This window comes from Collinsella aerofaciens, assembly GCF_040926405.1.
Classification (GTDB): Bacteria; Actinomycetota; Coriobacteriia; order Coriobacteriales; family Coriobacteriaceae; genus Collinsella.
In genome coordinates, this window is sequence record NZ_JBCOIG010000001.1 from 86,750 (window position 1) to 112,482 (window position 25,733).

Here is a 25,733-nt window from a genome sequence, read left to right on the forward strand (position 1 = left end):
AGTATCCTGCAAGATACATAAAGATAAACGGGATGATGGGGTAGTAATCACCTGAAACAAACCCAAGGCTCGGAAATCCCAGCCACGCCAGGTAGGGGACAGGGTAGATCGTTTTGGGGATACTCCAGGTGAGGGCGAACAACACAAGGCATAGCGACATGCCCCATCTCGCCGATATCTTCTTATGGACGGGATCGGTCAACGCCACGATGCCGGTACATGCGGCCATGCAGTAGATGATGCCAAAATTAACCGAATCGTCGACTGAGACAAGTGTTGTTGCCAGCCAGACGACGAGTGCTGCTAAGGCGTATTTGGCGGCACGTTTGATATTGTTGCGCGAAAGGGTGCACATCCAACCCGCGATAAACAAAAATACCCAGCTGATGCTGGCGCGCCAGATGTCTTGAAAGACGGTCTGGGTAAACCAGGGCATATCCCAGTCGTACAGGTAGGCGAGATCGTAGCAAGCGTGAAAACCTGCCATTGAAATCATCGTAAACCCGCGGACGGTATCAAAGATGGTGATGCGTTTTTGCATTACGAGAACCGGCGCATTAAGCCGACGACTTTGCCCAAGATGATGGGATTCGTTGCATAGATAGGCTCCATGGTGTCATTCTCGGGCTGCAGGCGTACGCGTCCCTGCTCCTTGTAGAATGTCTTGACGGTCGCTGAACCATCAATCATGGCCACGACAATTTCGCCGTTCATGGCACTCTTTTGTTCACGGACGATGATGTAATCGCCATTGAAGATGCCGACATTGATCATTGAGCTCCCATGCACCTCAAGGATAAAGGAACCCTGATCAGTGGCGATTTCGGTCGGGATAGTAAAAGTGTCTTCGATATTCTGCTCGGCCAGAATGGGAATCCCAGCCGCGACGCGACCAACGAGCGGTAGCGAGACCGTTCCGCGAGGTGCGGTGGGCTCGTCAGATTTAGAAATTGAGACAGAGGAACCGTCCTCGTTAAAGAGTTCCAGGGCGCGCGGTTTGGTGGCATCGCGCTTGAGTAGCCCGCGCGCCTCCAGGGCAGAGAGATGGGCGTGCACGGTGCTGGGAGAGGATAGGCCCACGGCAGAAGCCATCTCGCGCACGCTGGGCGGATAACCCTTCTCCTGCTGATATTCCTTGATGAAGTCGTAAATTTGCTGCTGACGCTTGGTAATTTTGCGAGCCATCAGGGCATCCTCTCTACCCATGTCAAACAAATGTTCGAATTTTGCTTGACAGGAACAACTGTTCGAAGATAATAATAACCGAACATTCGTTCTCGCGCTAGACATTTTTGTCCGCGCGGCTTGATAAAACTGTTCTCAGCAAAACACGCGAGAGGAGAACATGATGAACGCAACGAATATGGTCCAGGGAAACCTCGCCCTTAAGCTCGAGACGCCTGCCGCGCCCGCTTTTACTGTTGTCAAGGGTGGACGTTCCGGTTATCAGCCTTTGCCCGTAAAGTCTGCTCGCACTCAGTATGCTGTTGCCGCGCCGACTCCCGCTGCCCTGAAGGTCTCGACGATTGTTGCCGTCGCCGTTGCGCTCACGCTCTTTTTTGTCCTCGCTACGTCGGTCTTTAGCGCTCGTCACGCCGCGTATGCCGAGTCCGTTTCCAACGTTACCTACGAGACCATTCGCGTTCAGCCTGGTGATTCTCTTTGGTCGCTTGCCGAGGAATATCCAATCGAAGGCCTTTCCACGCAAGAGACTTCCGACATGATCCGTAACGTCAATCATCTGGAGCATGGTTCGCTCGCCGCCAGTGCGCATCTTAAGGTTCCTGCTCGTTCGTAATCATTATCGCGCTGCGCATGGTACTCTTGTTATCGTTTAAGAGGAGGTACCATGCGCTGTCCTAAATGCGGCAAGGCACATACCCGCGTCGTTGATTCCCGTATGCAGGAGTCAAATAACACCATTAAGCGCCGTCGCGAATGTTGCTCGTGTAACTACCGCTTTACAACGTTCGAGCGATGCGAAGACCCAATTGAGGTCATTAAGTCGGACGGAACTAAGCAGCGGTTCGATCGCAATAAGCTGCTCGTCGGCTTGATGCGTGCCACCATCAAGCGCGATATCGACACTAAGAAGCTCAATGAGATTATCGACGATATCGAGGTCGAGCTGCGCTCTCGCACGCTGACGGCCGTCACGTCGCATGAGTTGGGTGACATGGTGCTCAAGCGCTTGGCCAAGATCGATAAGGTGGCGTACATCCGCTTTGCCTCGGTCTACCGCGATTTCAAAGACGTCGATGAGTTTCTGCAAGAGCTCGACAAGCTAAGGTGATTCCATGTCCTGCATTACCGTCAACATAAAGCGTCTCGACCCCACCGTCGAGCTTCCCAAATACGCCCATCCCACCGATGCCGGCTTGGATCTGCGCTCCAACGAGGACTGCGTCCTGAAGCCCTTCGAACGTCGTCTGGTCTCTACCGGGCTGGCCATCGCCCTGCCCGATGGCTACGCCGGCTTCGTCCAGCCCCGCAGCGGTCTCGCCATCAAGCAGGGCCTGTCTATAGTCAATACGCCTGGCCTCATCGACGCCCACTACCGAGGAGAACTCAAGGTTATCCTCATCAACCTGGACCCCTCAAACAACATCCAAATCAACAAAGGCGACCGCATAGCCCAACTCGTCATCCAAGAAGTCCCCACGGTTAACCTCATAGAAGTAGAAGAACTAGACGAAACCGACCGAGGCAACGGAGGCTTCGGCTCCAGCGGCGTCGCTTAATCATTTTCAAGATGTAGAGTTGGCCTCTCACCCGGGGCCCACACATATCATCCCGTGCTCAAACATTCTCGCTACGCTGCGAAACTGCGCGCGGGACGATATGTGTGGGCCCCGGGTGAGAGGCCACATACTTGAATATGTATTTCGACTTGCGCGGTGGGCCTCATCAATATAATTACGACTTGTTTGTTGTTCTGACTCTCTATTAGCTGGACTACATCCTTGTAAATCCTAACCGGGAATGTGTTTTAGGTTCTAGTTAGTATGCGGCAAAGGGATACCGCCTTTGTCGCATCGGCTTACTGTATTTATATTTTCCTGTTTTACCTTTGCAGGTTCTAATGGAGGGGATACCGAAGTAGCTGCTAGTAAGTAAACGCAGCCGCTCTGCCGGAGCCGCCCTTATATCATTCCATGCTCAAACATTCTCGCTTCGCTGCGAAACTGCGCGTGGAACGATATAAGGGCGGCTCCGGCAGAGCGGCGGACATTCGACTAGCGGATATGCGCGGGCTTTCCGCCCCAGTAGAAGCGGCAGAAGGCTCGTTTGCGCTTTTGGGGCTTGCCTACGAGCTCCATGGTTGCGATGGCGATGTCTTTGGCAGCGTGAGGGCGGCGTAGTACTTCGCCGTTGATGAGTAGGGCTTTGAGTGATTCGGGATGGTCGTGCAAGTGACGTAGGGTTACGATGAGTTCTCGTGCGGTGGTGACATGCATGCTGGCGCCCATGCCGGTGAGCATCGTTGTGTTGGCCTTTTCCTGACCGTATGATTTGCCCAGCAGAATCATCGGCAGATGCGCGCACAGGCACTCAGTGACGGTGAGCCCGCCCGACTTGAGGATTGCCAGGTCGCAGCCGTGCATGAGGGCCGCCATGTCATCCACGTAGTCCAGAACTGTGACGTTTTCGAGCTTCATGGCGTCGAAGAGCGTTTTGAGTCGGGTGGCGTATTCCTTATCCTTGCCCGGCAAAAAGATAAAGTGCATGTCCTCGAAGCTGCGCAGGAAGGGGAGGGTGCGGTCCATCTCCGCGCGAAAGCGAACGTACGGTTGAGGTAAACTGGCGCCGGCCATTACCAGCACAATGGTCTTGTCGACGGGGAGGTTGAACTTCTGAAGTTCTTCCTTGCGACTGTAATCCGTGTCAAACCCGGCGCGAATGGGGATACCTGTAATGCGAATCTTTGCTTCGGGGACCTTACGGGGGCGGAGCGTTTCGGCCATAAATTCGTTGGCAACACAGAATAGATCGGTGTCCTTGTGGGGCCACCAGCCCTCGACTTCGTAGTCGGTCGGTACGCAGATGACCGGATAATCGATACCCGTAATTACGCGGGCACCCACGGCAACATTGGCTGCTGTGATGTGCGTTGCGACCACAGCTATGGGCCTGCGGCTACGAATATATTCGTTGAAGGCGGGGAACATAATTCGCGACCATGCCGTGCCGCCACCCCAAAGAAGATGTCCCGTAAGCGTATATCGCCAGGTCAGGTCGTAGATGGGGCGTGTTGCTCCCGTAAAAGAAGCCGCGGTCTTATTGCCGTCGAATTTAATACGTCCAAAATCAAGGATATCGAGCACTTCAATTTCAATATCCTCAGGGATTCCCTTGGTGCCGCGGATAAGGTCAAATGCTTGTGCAATCGCGTTGGCGGCGGCTTTGTGGCCCGATCCAACTGATGCGTGCACAATGGTTACCAGGGGTTTTTGTGCAGGTAAAACGGTCATTTGCTCCGGTTGGGGAGTGGCTTGCATGGGCAGGGGAGCGCTATTGCTCGTCTGCGTTTGATCCATCGATAACTCCCCTTCAGCTTTGTTACGCGATTTATCATTGTAGTGCATGAGTGTCATGTTCACGTAAATTTGGGTATGAGCGCAAAGAACGACAACGTTTCGACGAGAGGATTCTTCATGACTACCGATCAGCCGATTGATGTTGCGATTATCGGTGGAGGCCCCGCGGGCTATGCTGCCGCCATTTACGCTGCGCGTGCCAACCTGACGACGACCGTGATTGAGCAGGGCATGTCGGGTGGACAGATCGCCACGACCAATGAGGTCGAGAACTATCCGGGCATTCCGCTCTTGAGTGGCGCCGAACTCGGCGAGCGTTTTCAGCAACATGCAGAGGGGCTGGGAGCGCAGGTTACATGGAGCATGGTTACGGGTATCGATTACGATGCCGATGCAGCGCTGTTTACGGTGCATCACGATATGGGCGATACGCTTGCCTCGAGCGTTATCGCTTGCATGGGTGCCACGCCGCGTCCGGCAGGTTTCGCTGGCGAGGATACCTATCGCGGTCGTGGCGTTTCATATTGCGCAACATGTGACGGCATGTTCTTCCGCGGCAAACAGGTCTTTGTAATCGGTGGTGGCAATTCGGCATGCGAAGAGGCACTGTTCCTGTCAGACATTGCCAGCAGTGTGACCATCGTGCTGCGTCGCGACCAGTTCCGTGCGCCTGATGGTGTTGTTCAGAAAGTACTCAAAAAGGACAATATTACAGTTAGGTACCAAACTAGTATTGTTGAGCTTTCTGGTGAAGCGATGCCCACGACAATTACGTTCAAGGACAATGCAAGCGGTAAGACGCATGCTGAGACCTTTGAGCCTGGCTCGTTTGGCATCTTTGTCTTTACCGGGACGCAACCCCATACCGAGCTTGTTGAGCATCTTGTCGATCTGGCGCCTGATGGCGGCATTCTGACTGATGAATCCATGGCGACCCGCACGCCAGGTCTATTTGCTGCTGGCGATATCCGTTCCAAGCGCTTACGTCAGGTTGTGACCGCCGTTTCTGACGGAGCCATAGCAGCAACGGGCGCATACGCGTTTCTCCGCGGATAAGTACGATAATATATCTTATGTAAGGTTGCTATCAATTAACTAAATGGCGGGATGATGCATCAGTGCACTATCCCGCCATTTATCTTGCCGGCTATGTGGTATGCAAAACTAGATAATCTAGAATACAATATAGAAAATGAACGGAGGATCCTTATGAACCACGCCAAACGCGTTATCCCGATGTCCGATACATCGGTCAGCATTAAGCCTGAGGATATTCAGCCTACGGTGCTGCCCGATGCATTTATTCAGTCCGATATCGTGCGCAAACTTAATACGTTGTGTCTGCCGCGCTATAACCAGTTGCCCAATGTGACGCTCTACCGCGACCAGGTTATTGAGTATGTTGCGCTGTGGATGGAGCCGCTGTCCATTTGCGTTGAGCAGCCTGTCATTACGCCATCGATGATCAATAACTACGTGAAGGTCGGCCTGGTGCCTGCTCCGGTCAAAAAGCAATATGGCCGCGAGCAGATTGCCCGCCTGATCGCTATCTGCATCTTTAAGCAGGTGCTACCTATTGCTGCGGTGCAGGCACTCTTTAACATTCAGCGTTTGAGCTACGATGCCCCGACGGCCTTTGATTATGTGGTCGATCAGCTCGAGGCATCGATTCGTTCGGCGTTTTCCGTCGAGCAGACGCCGGTTCCCGATACGGCGCATCAGGTAACGCGTGAGTCGCTGCTTGTGCGCAGCGCGGTTTCATCCTTTGTTTCGAAGGCTTACTTGATGAGCTATCTCAAGTTCAACGGGTTTAATAGCTAGCCGACGTATAAAACGGGCGGGACAAAGAGCCATCTGTCGCTTTGTCCCGCCCGTTTTTTTGCTTGGTTGGACTTTATTTGCCCGAAGCTACGCCCATGCCGTAGCCGATGATCAGGCCGTGCATCTCGGCGTAATAGGAATCCAGGCCGTTGCAGGGCATGATGATGGTCTTGGAGCAGGGCCAATGTTCGACTATGCGATCAGTAAGCGCCTGGGCTCCAGCTTCGTTCTCAACGTGATCGATGATGACCTCACCGCCCGTAAAGCCCTCGGCTTCCATAGTGTCGATGATCTTGTTGAGCATCTTCTTTTCGCCACGCGTGTGCCCGACGAGTTCGATTTTACCGGCCTCACTCGCCGTGCCCAAAATGCGGATATTGAGCTTGTTGGCAATGACGCCGGCTGCCTTAGGGATACGTCCGGCTTTGGCGAGGTTTTCGTAATTGCACAAACTGAAGAGGATTTTGCTGTTCTGTTCAAGGCTATCGAAGTATGCGCAAGCATCCTCGAATGAGACATTCGGATTGCTTGCAAGATAGCGGTCGAACAGCAAGAAAATGAGGTCCATTTTGCCGCCAGCTGCGCGTGAATTGACTAGATGAATCTGTCGGTCGGGCTCCTCGGCAAGAACCATATCGCGAGCCGTGGCTGCCGCGTTGTAGCTGCCCGACACGCCCTCAGAGATCGGCATGCAGATGGTCTTGTCTGCCAATTTGAAGAGCTCGGCCCACTCCCCCACGCTGGGACAAGCGCTCGAAGAGGCATTCGTCTCCGCCTGAACAGCGCAGTTGAGCTCATGAACATCGAGCGAAAGGTCATCGACGAATTCACGCTCCCCCACTCGAATTTTGAGGGGAGCAAATGCAAAGGTGGTATGGGGTGCGATCGGTTGCCAATCGCGGAGGTTGCAGCTTGAATCGGAGATAAGTGCCCAGCTCATAGAGGGTCCTTTCTAATCGTTCCCATTCAATTATAGCCATCTTGCAGACCGATTGGGCCGCTATCTAGTATTCAAAACTAGATAGCGGACTGCACTAAAGGCAAAAGAATGGACCCCATGACTCAAAGCCACGAGGTCCATATCCGTTTGCTTTATCTGAATACTTAGTAACGCACAAAGATATAGTTGTTGTTCATGCCGGCGGCAACGGAGCTGATGATAACACCCGTGTTGTAGTCGGAAGCATGAATCATCTGACCACCACCGATGTAAATGCCGGTGTGGTACGAGTTGACCACAACGTCACCGGGCTGCGGATCGGACACACGCGTCCAGCCCATAAAGGTGCCCGTGGTGCCCAGGCGGCAATAGCGACCAGTGAGGCAATAGCTAACAAAACCAGAGCAGTCGAAACTGTTCGGGCCAATTCCGCCCCAGGAATAGGCGCAACCAAGCTTGCTGTATGCACGCGAGACAACAGAACCGCCATCGACGGACTGGCTCGGAGCAGAAGGCGTCGGAGCCGGGGCAGGCGTGGAGGGCTGCGGTGTCGGAGCAGGTGCCGGCGTAGGAGCCGGAGTGTTGCCGCCCTGGTTGTTGTTATTGCTGGTCTGGCCACCGTTGTTGGTGTTCTCGGTCGCACCGGCAGTCTCGTTGCTCACCGTGGCCTTCTCGGCGGTACTGGCGTTGATGCCGGCCTGCAGCGCGGCGTTGGCCTCGGCCTCAGCGGCAAGCTCAGCCTGCAGCTGTGAATCCAGAGAGTTTACGACGTTCTGTGCTTCAGCCTGCTGGGCGTTAAGCTCGTCGACCTTCTTTTGCGTGGTGGCGACGTTCTTTTCCTGCTCGGCCTGCTTATCGGTGAGCTGCTGTTTGAGCTCCTTGACCTCTTGAATGGTCTGAGCCTGCTTATCGGAAACTTTGCCGTAGTAGAACAGACGGTTGAGCATATCGCTCAGGTCATCGACGCCCGTCAGAACCTGAAGCAGGCTCAGACCGCCGGTTTTGTACTCGCCGGCGACATAGGTCGAGAGCTTGGCCTGACCATCGGCGATCTCCTGCTGCTTTTGCGTGATCTCGCCAGCAGTCTGATCGAGCGCCTGCGTCTGCGTGGCGAGCTCATCGTAAATCTGCTGAGTTTGGGTACCGATCTGCTCGAGCTTCGTACGAGCAGCGGCAAGGTCGGATGCGGTATCGGCGTAGGCAGGAGCCGCGAGGCCCAAGCCCAAAACACAAGCGAGGGTTGCCGTAGCAGCGCAGCGTGCCATGTTTTTGTGCGTGTTTGCTGTGCGCATGTAGCTTCCTTTCCAGTAACTAAGGGTAACGGCTAGTCCACCGTCACCAGGCTAAAGAGCTCCACATCGTCATTAGACGGTGTGAGCTTCTCGCGCGGGTTGAGAAACGCAAGCTCAAGGATACAACCGTAACCGACAAGCTTTGCGCCCATATCTCGCACCAGTTTACCTGTTGCCTCGACGGTTCCGCCCGTCGCGACCAAGTCGTCCAGAATCAACACGGTATCTTTAGAGCTGATAGCGTCGGCATGGATCTCAATTGAATCGGTGCCGTACTCGAGCTCGTAGCTCTGACTTACGGTCTCGCGCGGTAGCTTGCCAGGTTTACGTGCGGGAACAAAGCCGGCGCCAAGGGCTACAGCCACCGGTACGCCAACCATAAAGCCGCGAGCCTCGGGACCCACGACCTTGGTGATTCCCATGCCGGCAAAGTGCTCGGCGAGGGCATCGGTCATGGCTTTGAGCGCCTCGGGATTGCCAAAGAGCGGCGTGATGTCTTTAAAGATGACTCCGGGCTCGGGATAGTCGGGGATGTCGACGATTTGAGATTCGAAGTCGTACATTGCATGACCTTTCAATGGGTTGCCGGATAAGCGGCAGCTGTTATTTGCCCGCGGTGGCGGTGCCGGATTGCGAAGGGGTGACGACCTTGAGCGGCTTTACGAGGGAATCCTCGTGCGAAGCCGGCGCGCCTATCTCTTCGTTTTTGGCCTTGGTTGACTCGGAGCGAGTGATTTCCTCATCGAGTGCATCGATGTCGGCGTCCTCGACCACGGCGTTGAGCGACTCAAAAACGCGGTTCTTGAGCAGCGCGGTGTGCACGCCCTCCGTCAGGTCGTGAAGCTTCTTAAACGCACGCTCGAGCTTGGCGTCGCGCTCGTCATCGGAGGTGTCAATGCCGAGCATGCTCACGAGCACCTGCTCAAACATCGAGGACTCGCGGTTGGCGGAAGACACGTACTGACGCAGGTTGCGCGGCTCGATATGGAAGCGTGACAGCTCGGAGCAGTAGCGGATGATCGGGAAATCGCGACCATCGACGAGCTCACGATTTTGCGGACTCTTGATGATGCGAATGAGGTCGTTCTCGGCGAGCGAGCGGATAAACGAAATCTCGACGCCCAGCATATCGGGAATGGTCTCGATAGGATGCAGCTTTTGCTTAGTCTCCTTGGGCTCCGTCTTGAGCGGAACATCGGACAGCAAGCCCACCTCGTAAGCGAGCGTTGACAGGTCCGTGGCGTTTTCCAAGCGCTGCTTAATCACGTTGAGTGGCATATAGCGGGTCTTCTGCAGGTGCAGAATGACCTCCAGGCGATCAACGTCCTCCTTGGAGTACTGACGGTATCCCTTAGGCGTACGATGAGGGGTAATGAGCCCCTCATCCTCTAGAAATCTAATTTTTGAGTTCGAAAGATCGGGGTATGCGCCTCGAAGTAGGTTGACGACTTGGCCGATACTCAGATAGTTGCGTTCGGCCATGCCCTACTCACCGGTTTCGATGCGCTCCGGCGTGCTCTCGTGGTAGATGAGCGTAAACGTACCGATCTGGACGGAAGAACCGTCGTGCAGCGGGGCTGCATTGACGATGGCACCGTCGACCCAGGTGCCATTGAGCGAGCCCAAGTCCTCGATGCGAGCGCCGAGGCCCTCGCGAATAATGCGCGCGTGGCTGCGCGAAACGGTCATGTCATTGAGGAAGATGCCGTTCGCGGGATCGCGGCCAATGGTGGTCACGTCATCCTCGAGCTCAAAAGCGGCACCAGTCTGCGGACCCTTGACGATGGACAGAACGGGGGCGGTGATGCGCACGTTGGCCATGAGGTCGGGAACGGTGACGTCGCTTGAAGGCACGCGGAATACGCAGGTAGCGTCAGCAGTCTTATCATTCTGAGGCATATTGTTAACCATGTTGTCCATGACAACCCCTAACTTATCGCGGACGTGCCGCAAATAATGAACCGTACGTAATCATACCCCAACGAATCAGTCTTCGATTTCAGGGTTCAGAAAGTCGATGTCCTCGTCCTCGGGATGCGTGAGAGCCTGTTTAATGGCCGCTCCGCCCTTAATGGAGTAGATGACAGCGGTGAGCATGGAGAAGATCACGCCGCCGTACACAAAGAAGATGCCGAGGGGCATCGAGCTTCCGTTGAGGCCCGGGAAGGCCGTAAGGGCTGAAGGTAAAAGATGCAGGCCGTCAATAACGGGGAACCCGAGCAGCATGAGCGAGAAGCCGGTCATGAGCAGCGCTGTGGCAATCTTTCCGGGGAAGACAACATCGATGGGGCGACGGTGATAATGGCGCACGATAAGCGTGCCGATGCCCAGATAGATGTCGCGGCCAATAATGAGCACGCAGACCCAGATGGGCAGCTCTCCGCGGACCACCAGCCCCAAGACGCCGGTGAACAGCAGCGCACGGTCGCAAATGGGATCCATGACCTTGCCGAGCCATGAGACCGTCTTAGTCATGCGAGCGATCTGACCGTCCATCCAGTCGGTGGAGGCGGCAACGGCGTAGATAACGATGGCGATGACGCGGTTGTTGTCCGTCACAAACAGGTATAGAAATACCAGGGTGAGGATCAGGCGCGTAAAGGTGATGAAATTGGAGATCGTAAAGATCTTATTCGACGGGTAATCGGAAGTGCCGATAAGCTCCTTTTTGATCTTCTTTTTGATGCCCACAGGACTCCCCCGCTGGTTAACGACAAAACTTTCGATACTATACCCGTTCCGGCGATGTCTATCCAGCGTAAGCATAGAGAGTCCAGACATGTGGAGGGCGCTTTTAGGCGGCGGGGATTTCGCATTCGTGTACATCAGCCTCCAAACATGTCGAAAAATGTCGATTTTGGTGGCTGATGTACACGTTTTGATTCGGTGATTACATCGAGCGGGAACGTTGTTGCTTTAAGCAAAATAATCATGGTGATTAAAACAAAAAAGGTCAGGCACTAGGTGCCTGACCTGCAAACTTCTGGTCGGGACGACTGGATTCGAACCAGCGACCCCTTGACCCCCAGTCAAGTGCGCTACCAAGCTGCGCCACGTCCCGAAGCTTTTGTTTGTTGCTCTGCTCTCGCTCGCAACAGGGAGTATATTAACCCGAAACTTTAGCCTTGTGCAAGAACTTTTTTACAAATTTTGAAGCAAGTCCAAAATTGTATCTGCGAGCTGGGGTTTTGTTAGCACAGGAAGTTCTTGCGTACCCGCTTTACTCACGATCCAGGCCTTGTTCGTATCGGTTCCAAAGCCCGAATCGGCGCGTGAGACATCGTTGGCGATAATGGCATCGCAGCCCTTGCGGGCCAATTTGCGTTCGGCGTACTCGACAACATTGTCGGTCTCGGCCGCAAAGCCGATCACGCATCGCTCGCCCTTCTGACGCGAAAGCTCGGCTAAGATGTCAACGGTCTCGACCAGCTCGATGCGATCGAGGCGTTCGTTGGCCTTTTTGAGCTTATGGTCGGCGGGAGCGGCGGGTGTGTAGTCGGCGACAGCTGCCGCACAAATGGCCGCATCGGCCGTCTGAAAAGCGCTCAGTGCGGCCTGCAGCATCTCTGCAGCGGTTTGCACGCGCACGCACTCCACGCCGCGGGGAACATCGAGCGACGTCGGTCCCAGCACGAGCGTGACCGCAGCGCCGCGGCGTACGGCCTCCCCCGCCAGGGCGATGCCCATCTTTCCCGACGACCGGTTGCCGATAAAGCGCACCGGATCGATTGGCTCATGCGTGGGGCCGGCAGTGATCACGATACGCTTGCCTGCAAGGTCCTGGGGCACGGGGTTGAGCACCTCGCAGATGGCTTCGACGATGTCCTCGGGCTCGCTCATGCGTCCCGTGTCGACGTCGCCGCAGGCAAGGTAGCCGCTGCCGGGTCCTACCACGTGAACGCCGCGCTCGCGCAGCGTGGCCATGTTGGCCTGGGTTGCCGGCGCCTTCCACATGCCATTGTTCATGGCCGGCGCGATTACAATGGGTCGCGGCGTGGCGAGCAGCGTCGTGGAGATGAGGTCATCGGCAATGCCGTTGGCCATCTTAGCGATGATATTTGCCGTGGCAGGCGCCACGACCACCAGGTCGGGTTCCTGTGCAAGCGAAATGTGGTGGATGGGGTCGGAGGGGTCGTCGAATAGGCCCACGGCGACCGGCTCGCCCGTGAGCGCGCGGAACGTAAGCGGCCCCACAAACTCCGTGGCATGCTCGCTCATAACGACCTTGATGCGTGCGCCGCGCTTTTGCAGCAGGCGCACGATATTGCACGACTTATAGGCCGCGATCCCGCCGGTAATACCCAGCAGGATCGTTTTTCCCTCAAGTTGCAATGAATTATTGGGCGCCGCCATCGTTTAAGCTTCCTTGCTCGGGAGCACCAAGAGTCGGTGGCAGTACGGGCAGTGTGTAATCTCGCTGCCGTCGTGGTTGAGGTCGCTCATGGACGATGCCTGCAGCGCGGTGTGGCAGACCGTGGGGATGTTGCCCTGAATGGTCTCGACGGCCAGGCCACGGAACTGCTTGAGCAGGCGCTCGTAATCGGTGAGCACGTCGGTCGGCAGCGTGGCGGCAAGCGCGGTGCGCTCCTTGGTGGCGGCATCAATTTGAGCCTGCAGGTCGGCGGCCTTGGCGCGGGCAGCCTTGGTATCGGCCTTCACACCCTCCTCGAACTTGGCGATGATAGCCTGCGCGCGAGCCTCGCGGTCGAGCGCCTCCTTGTGGGCGACGACGACATCCTTGCGGGTGTGCTCAATCTTGTCCAGGCGCTTGGCCAGGGTGGCGAGTTCATTCTCCAGGTCCTGAACCTCGCGGTAGTCGGAGCCGTCGACATGGCGCTTCTTGGCGGCCTCGATGGCGTTATTGGTCTGGATCTCGGTGGTGTTTAGGTCGTCGAGCTCAATGTCCAGGTCCTTGCGCTGGGCGTAGAGCTTTGTCATCTCGGACTTGAGCTTCACATAGGTCTTGCGCTTGGAAGCGAGCTCCTTGAGCTCCGGCATATTGGCAAGTTCGCTCTTGTTGCGGGCGAGTTCCAAATCGATCTGTTGCAGCTTGAGTAGCGTAGCGCCGGCGCTCATAAGTTCTCTCCTTTTGTCACAGTCCACCATTGGCAAGGGTTCAGTATTTTAATCGCATGACGGGGGTCGACCCCGGCGTCAACTGCAGAGTTCACCAAGATATCCACGAACGGCTCCTCGGAGCGGTCGTGGCCGAGCAAGATCACCGGCAGCCCACGCAAGGCAAGGTCCTGCGCCACGTGGTATCCCGCCTCGCCCGTCACGACAACGTCTGCGCCCGCGGCGATGGCGAACTCTCCAAAGTCGCCCAGGGAGCCGCCCAAAATGGCGACGGTGCGGCACGGGCGCTCGGCTTCGCCCCACACGCGCGGGTCGTTACCAAATGCCGTGGCGGCGCGCGCGGCAAGATCGCGCAGGTTGCAAGCGTCGTGGAGGGTCGCGAGTGCACCCAGACCGGTGAGCTCAGGCTCGTCCACATGCTCCAGCGAGCTCATGGGCTCGGCGCCCAGCAACTCACTCAGGCGAACGCGCGCTTCGTGCGAGCGGTCCAGGTTGGTATGAAGCGAGATGATGCTCACGCCGCAACGAGCTGCCTCGTACAGTGCAGCGCTGCACTGGGGACGCGCGGAATCCGCCGGACAAAAGGCCTCGGGCGCCTTGATATAGATGGGATGATGCGTCAGCAGCACGTTGGCACCGGCCTCGAGGGCGCGGTTCACGTTGGCTTCGGTCGCGTCGAGCGCGCAGGCAACACCGGTGATCTTTGCAGCGGGATCACCCACAGATAGCCCAACATGATCCCAGCCCTCGGCGTCCGCCTTGGGATAGCGCGCCAGCAGCGCACGCTCGAGCTCGGCGACGATCATGCGGCGCCTACGATCGAGAGTAGCGTCTGGGCAAAGTCGTCCAGATCGTCGGGATTCACGCGGTCATCAAAGGAAATGCGCAGTGCGCCCAATGCCTGCTCACGACCGATGCCCATTGCGCTCAAAACATGGCTGGGATCCATGCTGCCGCTTGAGCACGCCGATCCTGCCGATACCTCAAAGCCGGCGGCGTCGAGCTTGACGATGAGCTCCTCGGAGTCCATGCCGTCGACGTAGATCGAAACCATACCCGGCAGACGATCGGCCTGTGCGTAGTCGCCCATGGTGGCATGAATACGCGGATGAGCCGTAAGCGTGGCATAGAGCTTGTCGGAAAGGGCTTGCAGCGTCGTACGCTCCTGGGCCACGCGTGGCGCCAACGTGCGGGCGGCAGCGGCAAAGGCCAGCTGCGTGCGCAGGTCCTGCGTGCCGGCACGTCGTCCGGCTTCCTGTCCTCCGCCAAAGATGCGCGGACGCAGCGGCGTGCGGTTCTTAAGGTAAAGCGCTCCGGATGCCACAGGGCCGCCGATCTTGTGCGCGGCAACGGTCATGGCATCGACGCCCAGCTCGGTGACATCGAGCGGAATATGCAAGTAGCCCTGGATGGCATCGGTATGAAACAAGGCGCCGGCAGCATGTGCGGCGGCGGCCAGCTCTCGGATGGGCTGCACAATGCCGGTCTCGTTGTTGGCGACCATAATGCTCACGAGCGCCACGTCATCGTCGAGCAGCTCGACAAGCGTGGCAGGCTCAATGTAGCCCGCGCGGCAGGGCTGCACCAGGTCGACGGTAAAGCCGGCGGCACGCAGCAGCGGCAGGTTGTCCAGAATCGAATCGTGCTCGATGGCCGAAACGATTACACGATCGCGCTTTCGATCGCGCTGACGAGCGCCCTCGGCAAGACCGAGCAGCGCCAGCTGGTTGGCCTCGGTGCCGCCGTTGGTAAGGATAATCTCGGACGGGCGGACGCGCGCGCCAAAGCTACGGGCGATCTCGCGACGAGCGACTTCCAAGCGTGCGGCGGCCTTGCGGCCAAGCGAGTGCAGCGAGTTGGGGTTGACGCCGGCGAGCTCGCTGTCGTCGTATTCGCGCTGCGCAAGGCGCGCCTCGGCGCGCATGGGCGTCGAGGCGGCATAGTCAAGATTCACGGGTATGCGGTTTTGACCTGCGGTCATAAGGGTTTATGCCTCCTGTGCGGCCTCGTTGCCCAGCTTTTGCAGCAGCGCAACCTCGGCGGCGGGATCTTCGGACTTAAATACGGCAGAGCCGGCTACGAGCACGTTGGCGCCGGCCTTGACGACCTCGGCGATGTTCTTGGAAGAGATGCCGCCGTCGACCTCGATCATGGGCGACACGCCGTGGCGCTCGCACATGGCTTTGAGCTCGTGGAGCTTAGCGATGGTGCCCGGGATAAAGCTCTGGCCGCCAAAGCCCGGGTTCACGCTCATCAGCAGCACCATATCGACGACGTCGATGATGCTCTCGAGCACGCACACGGGGGTGGCGGGGTTGAGCACCACACCGGCCTTGACGCCGCGCTGCTGCAGATGGGTGAGCGTGCGGTGCAGGTGCGTGGAAGCCTCGTAGTGCACGGTGATCATGTCGGCACCGGCGTCGGCGTACCAATCGACCGTCTCGTCGGGGTTCGACACCATGAGGTGCGCGTCGACCGGTACATCGGTGGAGCGCTTGACGGCCTTAAGGATGTCAACGCCAAAGGTGAGGTTGCCGGTAAAGTGACCGTCCATAACGTCGAAGTGCACGTAGTCGGCGCCGGCGATCTTGTCGAGTTCGCCCTTGAGGTTGGCCATGTCGGCCGAAAGGACAGACGGAGCGATTTTGATGGAACCCATGGTAGAAGCCTTTCTGCGCTAGTCGGTGAGTCCGTAGAACTCTTGAGAAGGGACGCGATCGGTAAGAATCTCGAGCGCCCTATCCAAAGTAACACCGTTGTAGAGCGTTTGCTCCACGGCAAAGGTGAGTGGAATGTCTACGCCCAGTGAACGGGCGAGCTCGCTCACGCTGCGGGCGGCGACGGCGCCCTCCACCACCATATGCGTGCGCGTCTGGTACTCGTCGAGCGAAACGCCGTGGGCAAACTCGTAGCCAAAGGTGCGGTTGCGCGAATGCTCGGAGGTGCAGGTGGCAATGAGGTCACCCATGCCGGCAAGTCCCATACAGGTCATAGCTTGACCGCCGCGGGCATGCACCAGACGGCTAATCTCGGCCAGGCCGCGCGTCATGATGAGGGCAAGCGTGTTGTCGCCCGCGCCCGAGCCGGCGGAAATGCCGCACACGATGGCGATAACGTTCTTCATGGCGCCGCAGACCTCGACACCGGTCATGTCTTGCGACAGATAGATGCGAAAGGCCGTGGACAGGAGTAGGTCCTTAAAGATCTCCCCTATCTGCGGATCTTCGCTGGCGATGACGGCGGCAGAAAGCCCGCCGCGGCAGATCTCCTCGGCATGGTTGGGGCCCGAGAGCGCCGCCACGCGCGTCTCGTTGCCAATCTCGCTGGCGATGACCTCGCTCATGAGCAGGCCGGACTCGGGCTCAATGCCCTTGGTGAGGCAGAGCACCGGGGTATCGGCGGCGATAAAGGGCGCGGCCTGGTGGCACACGCTGCGAAGGTGCGTCGAAGGAACGGCGAAGATGATGGCCTCGGCGCCGTCGAGTGCCTGCACCAGGTCCGTGGTGGCGACGACGTTGCCGGGCAGCTTGTAGTCCACAAGGTAGCGGGGGTTGCGGTGCTCGCCATTGATGCCGGCGGCCGTCTGCTCGCTGTGGGCCCACATGGTCACGCGCTCGGCTCGCGCGGCGGCAAGGCCGGCGACGGCGGTTCCCCAGGAGCCGGAGCCAATCAGCGCAACATTCATGACTCTCTCCTACTTATCGTCGGGCTCGGTGACGCGCTTGGTAAACGAGAGCTTGGACTCCTTACCGGTCATGAGCTTTTTGATGTTCGCACGATGGGCCCACACCACGGTGATGCCGATTATCGCCATGCAGAACTTGAGGCCCAGGCTGCTGTACGGAAAGACCGCGCAAGCAGCGATGGGAAGACCGATGGCCGCGGCAAGCGAGCCCACCGACACAAACTTGGTGATGGCGACGGCCACGATAAACATGCCCAGCAGCGACAGGCCAATTGGCCAATACCAGGCGAGGATGACGCCCAGACCAACTGCGATTCCCTTGCCGCCATGGAAATTGAGGTAGGGCGAGAAGATGTGGCCCCACACCGCTGCCAGGCAGATGACGCCGAGCATCCAGTCGCCGGCGGCGCCGGGGGCCATAATGCTCACGGGGAAGCCATAGCCCAAGTCGGCAATGAGCGGACGCGCGATAAGGACGCAGATGGCGCCCTTAAGGCAGTCGAGCAGCAGCGTGAGCGCGGCCACCTTGGGGCCGGCCACGCGCAGCGCGTTGGTGGTGCCGATGTTGCCGGAGCCCGCCTTGCGAATGTCCGTGTGGTTGAACACGCGGCCCAAGATCAGGCCAAACGGAATCGCTCCGATAAAGAACGAGACCACGGCGCAGATGGCGGTCAGAAGAATCGGATTATGCATCCTTTTGCTCCTTCTTCCTAAAGAAGAGTCGAATGGGCGTGCCGGCAAAGTCGAAGGTCGAGCGCATACGGTTCTCCACGTAGCGCTGGTAGGTGTCGTTGACCAGGTCGCTGTGGTTGACGAAGAACGTAAACGTCGGCGGATTGACGCCCGTCTGGGTCACGTAGTGCATGCGCAGGCGACGCTTGCCGTCCACCACGGTATGACCGAACTCGCGCAGGTCGGTGAGGAACGTGTTGAGGCGCGAGGTGCTGATCTTTTGCGAGCGCGTCTTTTCGGCGGCGTCTACCATTGCCCAGATCTTCTCGACGCTGCGGCCGGTCAGGGCCGAAATGCGCAGGTACTGGGCCCAGGGAGCCATAACGCCCAGACGGCGGTCGATGGTCTCCATGCAGGCCTCGCGCTTGCGATCGTCGTCGAGCAGGTCCCACTTGTTGAGCAGCACCACGATGGCGCAGCCGCGCTCGATGGCCAAGCCCATGACCTTCTGGTCCTGCTCGGTAACGCCCACGGAGGCGTCGACGACGAGCAGCGCCACGTCGGCACGGTCGATGGCGCGCAGGCCGCGGACCATGGAGTAGTACTCGATGTTCTCGTACACGGTGCTCTTCTTACGGATACCCGCAGTGTCGACCATGCGGTAGTGCTTGCCGTTGCGCTCGACGACCGTGTCGATGGCGTCGCGCGTGGTGCCGGCAATGTTGGACACGATGGAGCGGTCGGCGCCCAGGATGCGGTTGAACAGCGACGACTTACCGGCATTGGGGCGGCCGATGATGGCGACGTTCAGCGCGTCGGGGAACTCATCGGCGACCTCGTCCTCTTCCTCCGGAAGCAGGGCCACGATATCGTCGAGCAGGTCGCCGGTGCCGTGGCCGTGCAGCGCCGAGAGCGGCGTGGGCTCGCCGATACCGAGCGAATAGAACTCCCAGATGCTGTCGTTCTCTCGATCGGGGTTGTCGAGCTTGTTCACCAGCAGAAAGACCGGCTTGTCGCAGCGCTTGAGCATGCGGGCGACCGACTCGTCCTCCTCGGTAACGCCGGTGCGGCCGTCGACCACAAACAGGATGACGGCGGCTTCCTCGGCGGCGGCGAGCGCCTGGTCGCGGATGGACGTGGCAAAGACGTCATCGCTCTTGAGCGGTTCGATACCGCCCGTGTCGACGATGGTGAACTCACGACCGTTCCAATCGGCCGTGTGATACGAGCGGTCGCGCGTGACGCCGCGGGACTCGTGGACGATGGCGTCCGAGGTCTGGGCCAGGCGGTTAACGAGCGTGGACTTGCCCACGTTGGGGCGTCCGACGACGGCGACGATAGGTTTCATCTGCTCTCCTTTAATGGGTAGGGTTAGCGGAATTAGTAGAGTCGGCAGGCACAATGCCAAGGATGTGCTCCAGGGTATCGAGCAGCTCATGCGGCATGGTCGACACCACATGAACCTCAGCGCCGCGACTGGTAAGGCTTGCGAGTAAATCGTCACGATGATACTCGTCAAGCGTCATGCCGTCAGCGTTGAACATGAGCTTAGGCACAAAGAGCATAACCCCAGAGAGATCCTGCGGCAGCTGCTCCAGAATGTCACACGCGACGATGAGGCCGGTCACGTCCACGTTGCCGCCAAAATAGCGGTTCTTGATGGCCGTGACAGTGCCGGCGAGTCCCTGGGGCGACTCCACAAAGCGGGCCACCGTGTCGCGTGCGCTGGCGCCCGAGAGACACAGAAGCCGCTGGTTGCGGGCGGCGACGGCCTCGCGGACGCGGGCCAGACGCTCGGCGTCGGTAGCCAGCACGTCGTCGGTCTCGTCCAGATACGAGCGGATCATGCCAATGCCGTCGTAGTACTGCGGGTACCCGTCGTAAAAGTCTGCCTCGGGAGGATCGATGCCGGCGTCCAGATAGAACTCATCGCTCATCTGGAAGGTGTGGCGGCCAAAGCGTTCGTAGGCACGATCCTGGTAGGGACGGATCATGGCAATGGTCTCGCGCGCTAGCTCGGGCTTGTCGCTGTAGGACCAGCTAAAACGGTTCTGATGCTTGGTAAAACCGAGCGGCACAATGCCCAGGCTTGTGATTTGCTCGTGCTCCTCGCAAAAGCGCAGGGTCTTTTCCAGCTCCTCGCCGTCGTTCATGCCGGGGCACAACACGATCTGCGCGTGAATCTCGATGCCGGCGGCCATGATGGCCTCGAGCACATCCATGCCGCGCTGGGCGTTGCGGCCCATCATGCGTCGGCGGACATCGGGGCTCACGGCGTGGACCGACACGTTCATGGGGCTCATGTTGCGTTGGATGACGTTTTGCACGTCCTCGTCGGTGAGGTTCGTAAGCGTGACAAAGTTGCCCTGCAAAAAGCTCAGGCGGTAGTCGTCGTCGCGAATATAGAGCGTGGAGCGGCCGCCCTTGGGGAGCATCGTCATAAAGCAGAACACGCAGGCGTTCACACAGGTACGCATGCCGTCGAAGATGGGGCCGTCGAACTCCAGACCCCAATCCTCTCCGGGAAATCGATCGAGCCCCACGGGGGTGACGGTGCCATCGCGCGGGTCGAAAACCTCGAGGTCGACCGTGTCGTCGTCTGCCTCCCAGAGCCACACGATCATGTCGGTAAGCTGCTCGCCGTTGACCGTGAGCACGCGCATGCCCGGCTCGATACCCACATCCCATGCGGGCGATTCGGGACGCACGTTCTTAACGAGCGCGCCCTCACCCGGCTCGGGGTCGCGGCTGCGCCCGTAATCGGCCACCTCGGCGGCGTATGCGGGTACGGTCTGGTCCATGGTTAGCAGCAAAGCTCCTTGATGCGCGTGACGGCGCGTTCGATGTGTTCTTGCGGGGTGGAGGCTCCGGCGGTGATACCGATGTGGTGAGCGTCGGTAAACCATGCGGCCTGGAGCTCGGAAGTTTCCTCGATGTGATACGTGCGCTCGCAGGCGTCTGCGCAAATCTGCGCCAGGCGGCGGGTGTTGCCCGAGTTCTTGCCGCCCACGACTACCATGCAGTCGCAGCGGTTGGCAAGTGCGGCTGCTGCCTGTTGACGCTCACTCGTGGCGGCGCAGATGGTGTTGATCACACGCAGCTCCTGCACGCGCGGGGTGATAGCTGCCACGACCTCGGCGAGGTTCTGCGCGGTCTGGGTGGTCTGCACGACGAGGCCTACCTTGCCCTTGAGCGACAAGGCATTGGCGTCGGCGGCACAGCTCACGACCTGTGCATCTTTGCCGGCGTGGCCAAGAATGCCCTCGACCTCGGGGTGACCCGGCTCGCCTACGACCACCACGCGGTAGCCCTCGCGCACCAGGCGCTCGGCTGCCATATGGACTTTCTTCACGTAGGGGCAGGTGGCGTCGACCACGTTTAGGCCGCGCTTGCGGGCAGCATCGATTACCTGCGGCACCACGCCGTGGGCGCGGATGATCACGGTGCCGGTTGCGGCGTCATCCAGGGTTTCGGCCAAGCCAACGCCTGCCTCAGCGAGCTCGCGTACCACGATGGGGTTATGGATGAGCGGACCCAAGGTATGAACCTGAGTGCACTCCCCTGCCTGCGGCGCGGCGGCCAGCGCCATATCGAGCGCACGCTGTACGCCGTAGCAAGTGCCGGCGTGTGCTGCGATCTCGATGGTAGGCGCTGTTGCCTGGTCGGACGCGGTCGCGGCAGTGTTCGTAACGTTCTCGCTCATGGCTAGTACCTGCCCGGATGCTCGGCGCACAGCTCGTCTCGCATAGCGTAGACGCGGTTCATGGCCTCGGACTCAAACCATGCCAGGCGCTCCTTGCGCTTGAGCTCGGCCGGTGCATCGGATAGCGAGATGGCCTTGCCGGCACGGATCCAGCACTTTTTAGGGCGCATGAGCTTTTTGCCCGCAGGCGTAATATCGGACCAGCCGCAGATAGCGAGCGGGTTGACGGGCGCCTTGCCCATCTGGGCAATGAGCGCAAAGCCGCCGTGGACCTCGGGCTTGATCTCGCGCGAGCGGATGCGCGTGCCCTCGGGGAAGATCAGGACGTCCTCGCCGCGCTGCAGCGCATGCTGGGCGGCGCGCAGGCACTTCATGTCGGCGGTACCGCGCTCGACGGGGATACCGCCGACGCGGCTAAAGGCCCAACGCACAATCTTGCTCTTGGCGAACTCGGACTTAAAGATGGGACGAATGCGGCGCCCCCCAAAGAACAGCGCCGTCTCCACGGCCAAGAGCTCGGCCATCGAGGTGTGGTTGCAGATGACCACGCTGCCGCGGCCTTCCTGGCGCTCAAACAGAAGATCGGCGTCCTCGACCTTCCAGCGCCACATGAGCTTGGAGAAGGCCCAAAGGATGGCCATGACTACGACGACGGTGCCGCGGATGAGCGCTGGAAACTCGGCGTAGGGGGCGTTGTAATAGTCCTCGGGCGTCTGCTGAAACAGGCGCATGGGCTACCTCCTTTGGTTGATAAGGTCCTCGATTATCGAGACGACCTCGTCGATGGTGTGGGCGGTGGAGTCGACGTGCACGGCGTCCTCGGCGGGCACGAGCGGGGCGACCTCGCGGCTGCTGTCAAGCTTGTCGCGCTGCTTAAGGGCGTCGAGGGTCTCGTCGACCTCGGCCTCGAGCTGCGCTGTGCTGAGCGGCTGGGCGTCGTTTTGGTGACGCTGCAGCACGCGGCGGCGGGCGCGCTCACGCGGGTCGGCGGTCAGGAAGACCTTGACCTGCGCGTTAGGGAACACGACGGTGCCGATGTCGCGACCCTCGGCCACGATATCGCGGTCCTCGGCGGCGCGGCGCTGGTGGATGAGCATGGCGGCGCGCACGCCCGGATAGGCCGAGACCTTGGACACGTTGGCGTCGACCTGCGGGGTGCGGATGGCGGCCGAAGCGTCTTGGCCGTCGATGGTCAGGCGCGTGTCCTCGCCGGTGCCGTTGGTAAAGCGGATCTCAATCTGCTCGGCGAGAGCGTCGATGGCCGCCTCGTTATCCAGATCGATGCCGCGGTCGAGCGCGGCGAAGGTGACGGCGCGATACATGGCGCCCGTGTCGAGCTTGTTAAAGCCAAGCTGACGGGCGATCTCCTTGGCGATGGTGGACTTGCCGGATCCGGCGGGGCCGTCGATGGCGACGATCATGCAATGCTTCCTTTCGATGGTTGACGTGCTGGTATGGTTCGCGGGCGTTGGGGCGCGGCGGGTTTGCCTAGCCCGTGTAGCGCTCGCGGTAGGTGTTGCGCTTGGGTGCTGAGCCATGGCTGCCGTGGTGACGCGTGCGGCTGGCAGGCGTGTCTTGGGGCTTGCCGCCGTTGCGCTTGGAGCTCGCCTGCTTGGGCGGGATGCCGCCGGCCTTGAGGATCTGCACCTCGCGGTCGGTGAGCTCGCGCCACGAGCCCTTGGCCACGTCCTTGAGCTCCAGGCCGGCAAAGTTGCAGCGGTGCAGGCGGATCACCGGGTGGTGGATCTTGCTCAGCATGCGCTTGACCTGGTTCTTGCGGCCTTCGCGGATGATGACCTCCACGGCGGTGGTACCGGGCTTCACACCCTGCGGGGCCACGGCTTCAGCCTCGCGCGCGTTGATGATGCGACAGATTGCCGGCTGGCACGGGCCGTCGTCGAGCTCGATGCCGCGGCGGAGTGGTTCCAAGTCTCGATCGGTCAGTTGGCCATCCACGAGTGCCTGGTAGGTCTTATAGACATGCTTGCTGGGATGCAGCAGGTCCTGCGAAAGGTCGCCGTCGGTCGTGAAGAGCAACAGTCCCGTGGTGTCGCGGTCCAGGCGGCCCACCGGAAAGAGCCCCGGAAAGCGGTCGCGCGGGACCAGGTCGGCCACACAAGGGCGCTCCTGCGGGTCGCTCATGGTGGTGAGGTAGCCGGTCGGCTTGTAGAGCATCAGGTATACGGCGCCCTGGTCGAGCTTGACGGGCATGCCGTCGACCTCAATGTGATCGTGGTCGACATCGACCTTGGTGCCCAGCTCGGTCGCGACCTGGCCGTTGACGGTCACGCGGCCAGCGGTCATCAGGTCCTCTGAGCCGCGACGGCTCGCCACGCCCGCGCGTGCCAAAAAGCGCTGCAGGCGCATGGTGTGCGGGTAGACGGACACCGCGTCGCCTACGGGCGCTGCGGTGTCCGTGGCGCTTGCGACGCGCGTCTCCCCTGCTTCGTTAGTCCTCGTCATGTATATCCTCCGAGGTAGCACCTGTGAGCAGAAGCTCCTCTTCATCGGTGTCCTCAACATCGGTATCGATCAGTTCGCTCTCTTCGTCCAGATCTTCGGCCTGTTCCTCGAGCGTAGACTGAATGCTGCGGCCGCTCAGGCGCTCGCGGATAAACTGGCGCGACTGCTCGTCGGGGGCAAACTGCTCCAGATCGGGCAGGTCGCGGGTGGAGCGCAGACCGAACTTTTCCAAGAAGGCGTTGGTCGTGCCGTAAATGATGGCCTGACCGCGCTGGGGGTCACGGCCGAGCTCGCGCACCAGACCCTTGTCCACGAGCGACGCGATGACGCCGTCTGAGTTGACGCCGCGGATGCCCTTGACCACCTCGCGCGTTACGGGCTGGTGGTATGCGATGACGGCCAGGGTTTCGAGCGCCGCCTGGGACAGCTTTTGCGTGTCCCAGCTCAACACATAGGCCTCGACCACGTCGTGGTAGGCGGGGTGCGTGAACAGGCGCCAGCCGCCGGCGACCTCGCGCAGCTGAAAGCCGCGGTTGGCCTCCTCGTACTCAACCTTGAGCTCGGCGAGCAGCGACGCGCACTCGCCGGGGGCGATATCCAGTGCGCCGGCCAGCGCGGGCGCACTCACTGGGTCGCTTGACACCAGCAGCAGCGCCTCGAGGGCGCCTTTGAGGCTGTTTGCCTCCAGCGTGGAAAGGGTTGACATGGTTGCGGCTCCTATTCGGTGAGCTCGGGGCCCTCGCCGGGCACATAGGCCTCGGCGCCTTCGACGCGGTTGATACGGATGGTTCCAAAGATCTCGTCCTGGCTCAGCGTGAGCGAGCCGCGCTTGGCGAGCTCAAGCATAGCTAGGAAGGTGACGACGAGCTGCTCGGTGGTGGCATCGCCGTCCAGTAGCTCGCGGAAGGTGCAGGTTTGGTGCGCCATGGTAAAGCGGTCGACTGAGGCCACCGTCAGGTCGAGCGGAACGCGATGGGGTGCCACGTGCTCGGCCTCCAGCAAGAAGGTCTGTCGCTTCCCGTCCAGGTCGGCGCAGATGACGGCGAGACCGCGCAGCGTGATGCCGGCAAGGTAGTCGGGCATAAGGCCTAGGAACTCGGGGTCGGGGCCGGCCACACGCGGGTGCATGCGGCTTTCGGCCTGCATGCGGGCACCGAGGGCTGCAGCCGCGCCTTTAAACTGCTTGTAGGCAATCAGGCGCTGGATCAGGACCTCGCGCAGGGCGTCGCCGTCAAGCGTGCTGAGCTCCTCAAGGTCTTCGTCGAACTCGTCATCGTCGTCATCGACTTTGCGCGGGGCCTCCTGCGGCACCAGAGAGGCAGCCTTGATGTCCAAAAGGGTTGCCGCGACCAGCAAAAAGTCGCTCGCCACGTCCAGGTCCAGCGCCTCGATGCGCTCGGCCTCGGCAAGGTACTGCTCGGCCACCTCGCTGATGGAGATGGCGCCGATATCTACTTTTTGGCGGGTTACCAGCTGCAGCAGCAGGTCGAACGGTCCGCTGTAGACCTGCGTCGACACGCGATACGACATCTTCGACCTCCTT

At 59.6% G+C, this 25,733-nt stretch carries 29 protein-coding genes and 1 tRNA gene; 5 read left to right on the top strand and 25 right to left on the bottom strand.

Going from position 1 to position 25,733, the window contains the following annotated elements; all coding sequences use genetic code 11:
- Positions 1-541 (bottom strand): heparan-alpha-glucosaminide N-acetyltransferase (locus tag AB5758_RS00410; protein WP_368155311.1); only part of this gene is annotated, 541 nt, incomplete at its 3' end.
- Entirely contained in the window at positions 541-1,185 is a 645-nt protein-coding gene (gene lexA, locus AB5758_RS00415) for a transcriptional repressor LexA (RefSeq protein ID WP_035138488.1), read from the bottom strand. The genes AB5758_RS00410 and lexA, both read right to left, overlap by 1 nt.
- Positions 1,186-1,348: 163 nt before the next feature.
- On the opposite strand from lexA, the gene AB5758_RS00420 reads away from it, so the two are divergent.
- The 3 genes from AB5758_RS00420 to dut are packed head-to-tail and all read left to right on the top strand — an operon-like array spanning position 1,349 to position 2,741.
- Complete coding sequence (locus AB5758_RS00420; protein ID WP_035138484.1) at positions 1,349-1,798, top strand: LysM peptidoglycan-binding domain-containing protein; 450 nt, start codon at positions 1,349-1,351, stop codon at positions 1,796-1,798.
- 51 nt (positions 1,799-1,849) lie between these two features.
- Positions 1,850-2,293 (top strand): transcriptional regulator NrdR, encoded by a 444-nt coding sequence (gene nrdR / locus AB5758_RS00425; RefSeq protein ID WP_022093781.1) that lies wholly within the window; start codon positions 1,850-1,852, stop codon positions 2,291-2,293.
- A 4-nt stretch (positions 2,294-2,297) separates the two neighbouring features.
- On the top strand, positions 2,298-2,741 hold the full coding sequence (gene dut, locus AB5758_RS00430; protein WP_035138481.1) for a dUTP diphosphatase: 444 nt from the start codon (positions 2,298-2,300) through the stop codon (positions 2,739-2,741).
- Positions 2,742-3,236: 495 nt separating this feature from the next.
- Here the strand turns inward: dut and AB5758_RS00435 are convergent, their stop codons facing one another.
- The gene (locus AB5758_RS00435) at positions 3,237-4,595 is read right to left on the bottom strand and encodes an MGDG synthase family glycosyltransferase (protein ID WP_368155312.1); all 1,359 of its coding nucleotides are present in this window, start codon (positions 4,593-4,595) and stop codon (positions 3,237-3,239) included.
- A gap of 60 nt (positions 4,596-4,655) precedes the next feature.
- Here AB5758_RS00435 and AB5758_RS00440 point away from each other — a divergent pair, with 60 nt between their 5' ends.
- Positions 4,656-5,594, top strand: a complete 939-nt coding sequence (locus AB5758_RS00440) for an NAD(P)/FAD-dependent oxidoreductase (protein WP_349091206.1) — start codon at positions 4,656-4,658, stop codon at positions 5,592-5,594.
- A 153-nt stretch (positions 5,595-5,747) separates the two neighbouring features.
- Positions 5,748-6,359 (top strand): DUF1836 domain-containing protein, encoded by a 612-nt coding sequence (locus AB5758_RS00445; RefSeq protein ID WP_368141586.1) that lies wholly within the window; start codon positions 5,748-5,750, stop codon positions 6,357-6,359.
- 73 nt (positions 6,360-6,432) lie between these two features.
- Here the strand turns inward: AB5758_RS00445 and AB5758_RS00450 are convergent, their stop codons facing one another.
- The 22 genes from AB5758_RS00450 to AB5758_RS00555 form a co-directional block, all read right to left on the bottom strand.
- Positions 6,433-7,299 carry a DegV family protein gene (locus tag AB5758_RS00450; protein ID WP_138112615.1) on the bottom strand — a complete coding sequence of 289 codons (867 nt, stop codon included), beginning with the start codon at positions 7,297-7,299 and terminating at the stop codon, positions 6,433-6,435.
- A 164-nt stretch (positions 7,300-7,463) separates the two neighbouring features.
- The gene (locus AB5758_RS00455) at positions 7,464-8,564 is read right to left on the bottom strand and encodes a coiled-coil domain-containing protein (protein ID WP_052044182.1); all 1,101 of its coding nucleotides are present in this window, start codon (positions 8,562-8,564) and stop codon (positions 7,464-7,466) included.
- 59 nt (positions 8,565-8,623) lie between these two features.
- Complete coding sequence (locus AB5758_RS00460) at positions 8,624-9,154, bottom strand: adenine phosphoribosyltransferase (protein WP_118227237.1); 531 nt, start codon at positions 9,152-9,154, stop codon at positions 8,624-8,626.
- Between the two features lie 40 nt (positions 9,155-9,194).
- The gene (gene ftsR, locus AB5758_RS00465; protein ID WP_368155314.1) at positions 9,195-10,073 is read right to left on the bottom strand and encodes a transcriptional regulator FtsR; all 879 of its coding nucleotides are present in this window, start codon (positions 10,071-10,073) and stop codon (positions 9,195-9,197) included.
- A gap of 3 nt (positions 10,074-10,076) precedes the next feature.
- The gene (locus AB5758_RS00470; RefSeq protein WP_006236002.1) at positions 10,077-10,511 is read right to left on the bottom strand and encodes an FHA domain-containing protein; all 435 of its coding nucleotides are present in this window, start codon (positions 10,509-10,511) and stop codon (positions 10,077-10,079) included.
- Positions 10,512-10,577: 66 nt separating this feature from the next.
- The gene (locus tag AB5758_RS00475; RefSeq protein ID WP_138374202.1) at positions 10,578-11,282 is read right to left on the bottom strand and encodes a CDP-alcohol phosphatidyltransferase family protein; all 705 of its coding nucleotides are present in this window, start codon (positions 11,280-11,282) and stop codon (positions 10,578-10,580) included.
- Between the two features lie 293 nt (positions 11,283-11,575).
- Positions 11,576-11,652 (bottom strand) — tRNA-Pro (locus AB5758_RS00480).
- 80 nt (positions 11,653-11,732) lie between these two features.
- Positions 11,733-12,944, bottom strand: coding sequence for a bifunctional phosphopantothenoylcysteine decarboxylase/phosphopantothenate--cysteine ligase CoaBC (coaBC, locus tag AB5758_RS00485; RefSeq protein WP_368141577.1), 1,212 nt, complete (start codon positions 12,942-12,944; stop codon positions 11,733-11,735).
- Between the two features lie 3 nt (positions 12,945-12,947).
- Positions 12,948-13,667, bottom strand: a complete 720-nt coding sequence (locus AB5758_RS00490) for a zinc ribbon domain-containing protein (protein WP_117877380.1) — start codon at positions 13,665-13,667, stop codon at positions 12,948-12,950.
- Positions 13,664-14,473 carry a Nif3-like dinuclear metal center hexameric protein gene (locus AB5758_RS00495; RefSeq protein WP_368141578.1) on the bottom strand — a complete coding sequence of 270 codons (810 nt, stop codon included), beginning with the start codon at positions 14,471-14,473 and terminating at the stop codon, positions 13,664-13,666. The genes AB5758_RS00490 and AB5758_RS00495 overlap by 4 nt, the downstream gene beginning before the upstream one ends.
- Positions 14,470-15,648: a cysteine desulfurase family protein gene (locus AB5758_RS00500; protein ID WP_368141579.1), complete on the bottom strand. Its 1,179-nt coding sequence runs from the start codon at positions 15,646-15,648 to the stop codon at positions 14,470-14,472. The genes AB5758_RS00495 and AB5758_RS00500 overlap by 4 nt, the downstream gene beginning before the upstream one ends.
- A gap of 6 nt (positions 15,649-15,654) precedes the next feature.
- A complete protein-coding gene (gene rpe, locus AB5758_RS00505) occupies positions 15,655-16,326 on the bottom strand; it encodes a ribulose-phosphate 3-epimerase (RefSeq protein WP_196031248.1) in 672 nt (223 codons plus the stop codon).
- Positions 16,327-16,344: 18 nt separating this feature from the next.
- Entirely contained in the window at positions 16,345-17,352 is a 1,008-nt protein-coding gene (locus tag AB5758_RS00510) for an NAD(P)H-dependent glycerol-3-phosphate dehydrogenase (protein ID WP_368141580.1), read from the bottom strand.
- A 9-nt stretch (positions 17,353-17,361) separates the two neighbouring features.
- Entirely contained in the window at positions 17,362-18,045 is a 684-nt protein-coding gene (gene plsY, locus AB5758_RS00515) for a glycerol-3-phosphate 1-O-acyltransferase PlsY (protein ID WP_148346663.1), read from the bottom strand.
- The gene (gene der / locus AB5758_RS00520; protein ID WP_006236029.1) at positions 18,038-19,372 is read right to left on the bottom strand and encodes a ribosome biogenesis GTPase Der; all 1,335 of its coding nucleotides are present in this window, start codon (positions 19,370-19,372) and stop codon (positions 18,038-18,040) included. Before der ends, plsY begins: the two co-directional genes overlap by 8 nt.
- A 10-nt stretch (positions 19,373-19,382) precedes the next feature.
- A complete protein-coding gene (locus AB5758_RS00525; protein WP_368141581.1) occupies positions 19,383-20,825 on the bottom strand; it encodes a DUF512 domain-containing protein in 1,443 nt (480 codons plus the stop codon).
- A 2-nt stretch (positions 20,826-20,827) separates the two neighbouring features.
- Entirely contained in the window at positions 20,828-21,727 is a 900-nt protein-coding gene (locus tag AB5758_RS00530) for a 4-hydroxy-3-methylbut-2-enyl diphosphate reductase (protein WP_148346665.1), read from the bottom strand.
- 2 nt (positions 21,728-21,729) lie between these two features.
- The gene (locus tag AB5758_RS00535; protein WP_368141582.1) at positions 21,730-22,458 is read right to left on the bottom strand and encodes a lysophospholipid acyltransferase family protein; all 729 of its coding nucleotides are present in this window, start codon (positions 22,456-22,458) and stop codon (positions 21,730-21,732) included.
- A 3-nt stretch (positions 22,459-22,461) separates the two neighbouring features.
- Positions 22,462-23,148, bottom strand: coding sequence for a (d)CMP kinase (gene cmk, locus AB5758_RS00540; RefSeq protein ID WP_368141583.1), 687 nt, complete (start codon positions 23,146-23,148; stop codon positions 22,462-22,464).
- A gap of 67 nt (positions 23,149-23,215) precedes the next feature.
- Positions 23,216-24,190: a pseudouridine synthase gene (locus AB5758_RS00545; protein WP_349129058.1), complete on the bottom strand. Its 975-nt coding sequence runs from the start codon at positions 24,188-24,190 to the stop codon at positions 23,216-23,218.
- Positions 24,177-24,896 carry an SMC-Scp complex subunit ScpB gene (scpB, locus tag AB5758_RS00550; protein WP_368141584.1) on the bottom strand — a complete coding sequence of 240 codons (720 nt, stop codon included), beginning with the start codon at positions 24,894-24,896 and terminating at the stop codon, positions 24,177-24,179. The genes AB5758_RS00545 and scpB overlap by 14 nt, the downstream gene beginning before the upstream one ends.
- An 11-nt stretch (positions 24,897-24,907) precedes the next feature.
- Complete coding sequence (locus AB5758_RS00555) at positions 24,908-25,720, bottom strand: segregation and condensation protein A (RefSeq protein ID WP_152068179.1); 813 nt, start codon at positions 25,718-25,720, stop codon at positions 24,908-24,910.
- Positions 25,721-25,733 lie beyond the last annotated feature (13 nt).

What these genes read in the sequence shown, in the direction of transcription:
- lexA (WP_035138488.1), bottom strand. Translation starts at nt 1,185, where the DNA reads ATGGCTCGCAAAATTACCAAGCGTCAGCAGCAAATTTACGACTTCATC.
- AB5758_RS00420 (WP_035138484.1), top strand. Translation starts at nt 1,349, where the DNA reads ATGAACGCAACGAATATGGTCCAGGGAAACCTCGCCCTTAAGCTCGAG.
- nrdR (WP_022093781.1), top strand. Translation starts at nt 1,850, where the DNA reads ATGCGCTGTCCTAAATGCGGCAAGGCACATACCCGCGTCGTTGATTCC.
- dut (WP_035138481.1), top strand. Translation starts at nt 2,298, where the DNA reads ATGTCCTGCATTACCGTCAACATAAAGCGTCTCGACCCCACCGTCGAG.
- AB5758_RS00435 (WP_368155312.1), bottom strand. Translation starts at nt 4,595, where the DNA reads ATGACACTCATGCACTACAATGATAAATCGCGTAACAAAGCTGAAGGG.
- AB5758_RS00440 (WP_349091206.1), top strand. Translation starts at nt 4,656, where the DNA reads ATGACTACCGATCAGCCGATTGATGTTGCGATTATCGGTGGAGGCCCC.
- AB5758_RS00445 (WP_368141586.1), top strand. Translation starts at nt 5,748, where the DNA reads ATGAACCACGCCAAACGCGTTATCCCGATGTCCGATACATCGGTCAGC.
- AB5758_RS00450 (WP_138112615.1), bottom strand. Translation starts at nt 7,299, where the DNA reads ATGAGCTGGGCACTTATCTCCGATTCAAGCTGCAACCTCCGCGATTGG.
- AB5758_RS00455 (WP_052044182.1), bottom strand. Translation starts at nt 8,564, where the DNA reads ATGGCACGCTGCGCTGCTACGGCAACCCTCGCTTGTGTTTTGGGCTTG.
- AB5758_RS00460 (WP_118227237.1), bottom strand. Translation starts at nt 9,154, where the DNA reads ATGTACGACTTCGAATCTCAAATCGTCGACATCCCCGACTATCCCGAG.
- ftsR (WP_368155314.1), bottom strand. Translation starts at nt 10,073, where the DNA reads ATGGCCGAACGCAACTATCTGAGTATCGGCCAAGTCGTCAACCTACTT.
- AB5758_RS00470 (WP_006236002.1), bottom strand. Translation starts at nt 10,511, where the DNA reads ATGGACAACATGGTTAACAATATGCCTCAGAATGATAAGACTGCTGAC.
- coaBC (WP_368141577.1), bottom strand. Translation starts at nt 12,944, where the DNA reads ATGGCGGCGCCCAATAATTCATTGCAACTTGAGGGAAAAACGATCCTG.
- AB5758_RS00490 (WP_117877380.1), bottom strand. Translation starts at nt 13,667, where the DNA reads ATGAGCGCCGGCGCTACGCTACTCAAGCTGCAACAGATCGATTTGGAA.
- AB5758_RS00495 (WP_368141578.1), bottom strand. Translation starts at nt 14,473, where the DNA reads ATGATCGTCGCCGAGCTCGAGCGTGCGCTGCTGGCGCGCTATCCCAAG.
- AB5758_RS00500 (WP_368141579.1), bottom strand. Translation starts at nt 15,648, where the DNA reads ATGACCGCAGGTCAAAACCGCATACCCGTGAATCTTGACTATGCCGCC.
- rpe (WP_196031248.1), bottom strand. Translation starts at nt 16,326, where the DNA reads ATGGGTTCCATCAAAATCGCTCCGTCTGTCCTTTCGGCCGACATGGCC.
- AB5758_RS00510 (WP_368141580.1), bottom strand. Translation starts at nt 17,352, where the DNA reads ATGAATGTTGCGCTGATTGGCTCCGGCTCCTGGGGAACCGCCGTCGCC.
- plsY (WP_148346663.1), bottom strand. Translation starts at nt 18,045, where the DNA reads ATGCATAATCCGATTCTTCTGACCGCCATCTGCGCCGTGGTCTCGTTC.
- der (WP_006236029.1), bottom strand. Translation starts at nt 19,372, where the DNA reads ATGAAACCTATCGTCGCCGTCGTCGGACGCCCCAACGTGGGCAAGTCC.
- AB5758_RS00525 (WP_368141581.1), bottom strand. Translation starts at nt 20,825, where the DNA reads ATGGACCAGACCGTACCCGCATACGCCGCCGAGGTGGCCGATTACGGG.
- AB5758_RS00530 (WP_148346665.1), bottom strand. Translation starts at nt 21,727, where the DNA reads ATGAGCGAGAACGTTACGAACACTGCCGCGACCGCGTCCGACCAGGCA.
- AB5758_RS00535 (WP_368141582.1), bottom strand. Translation starts at nt 22,458, where the DNA reads ATGCGCCTGTTTCAGCAGACGCCCGAGGACTATTACAACGCCCCCTAC.
- cmk (WP_368141583.1), bottom strand. Translation starts at nt 23,148, where the DNA reads ATGATCGTCGCCATCGACGGCCCCGCCGGATCCGGCAAGTCCACCATC.
- AB5758_RS00545 (WP_349129058.1), bottom strand. Translation starts at nt 24,190, where the DNA reads ATGACGAGGACTAACGAAGCAGGGGAGACGCGCGTCGCAAGCGCCACG.
- scpB (WP_368141584.1), bottom strand. Translation starts at nt 24,896, where the DNA reads ATGTCAACCCTTTCCACGCTGGAGGCAAACAGCCTCAAAGGCGCCCTC.
- AB5758_RS00555 (WP_152068179.1), bottom strand. Translation starts at nt 25,720, where the DNA reads ATGTCGTATCGCGTGTCGACGCAGGTCTACAGCGGACCGTTCGACCTG.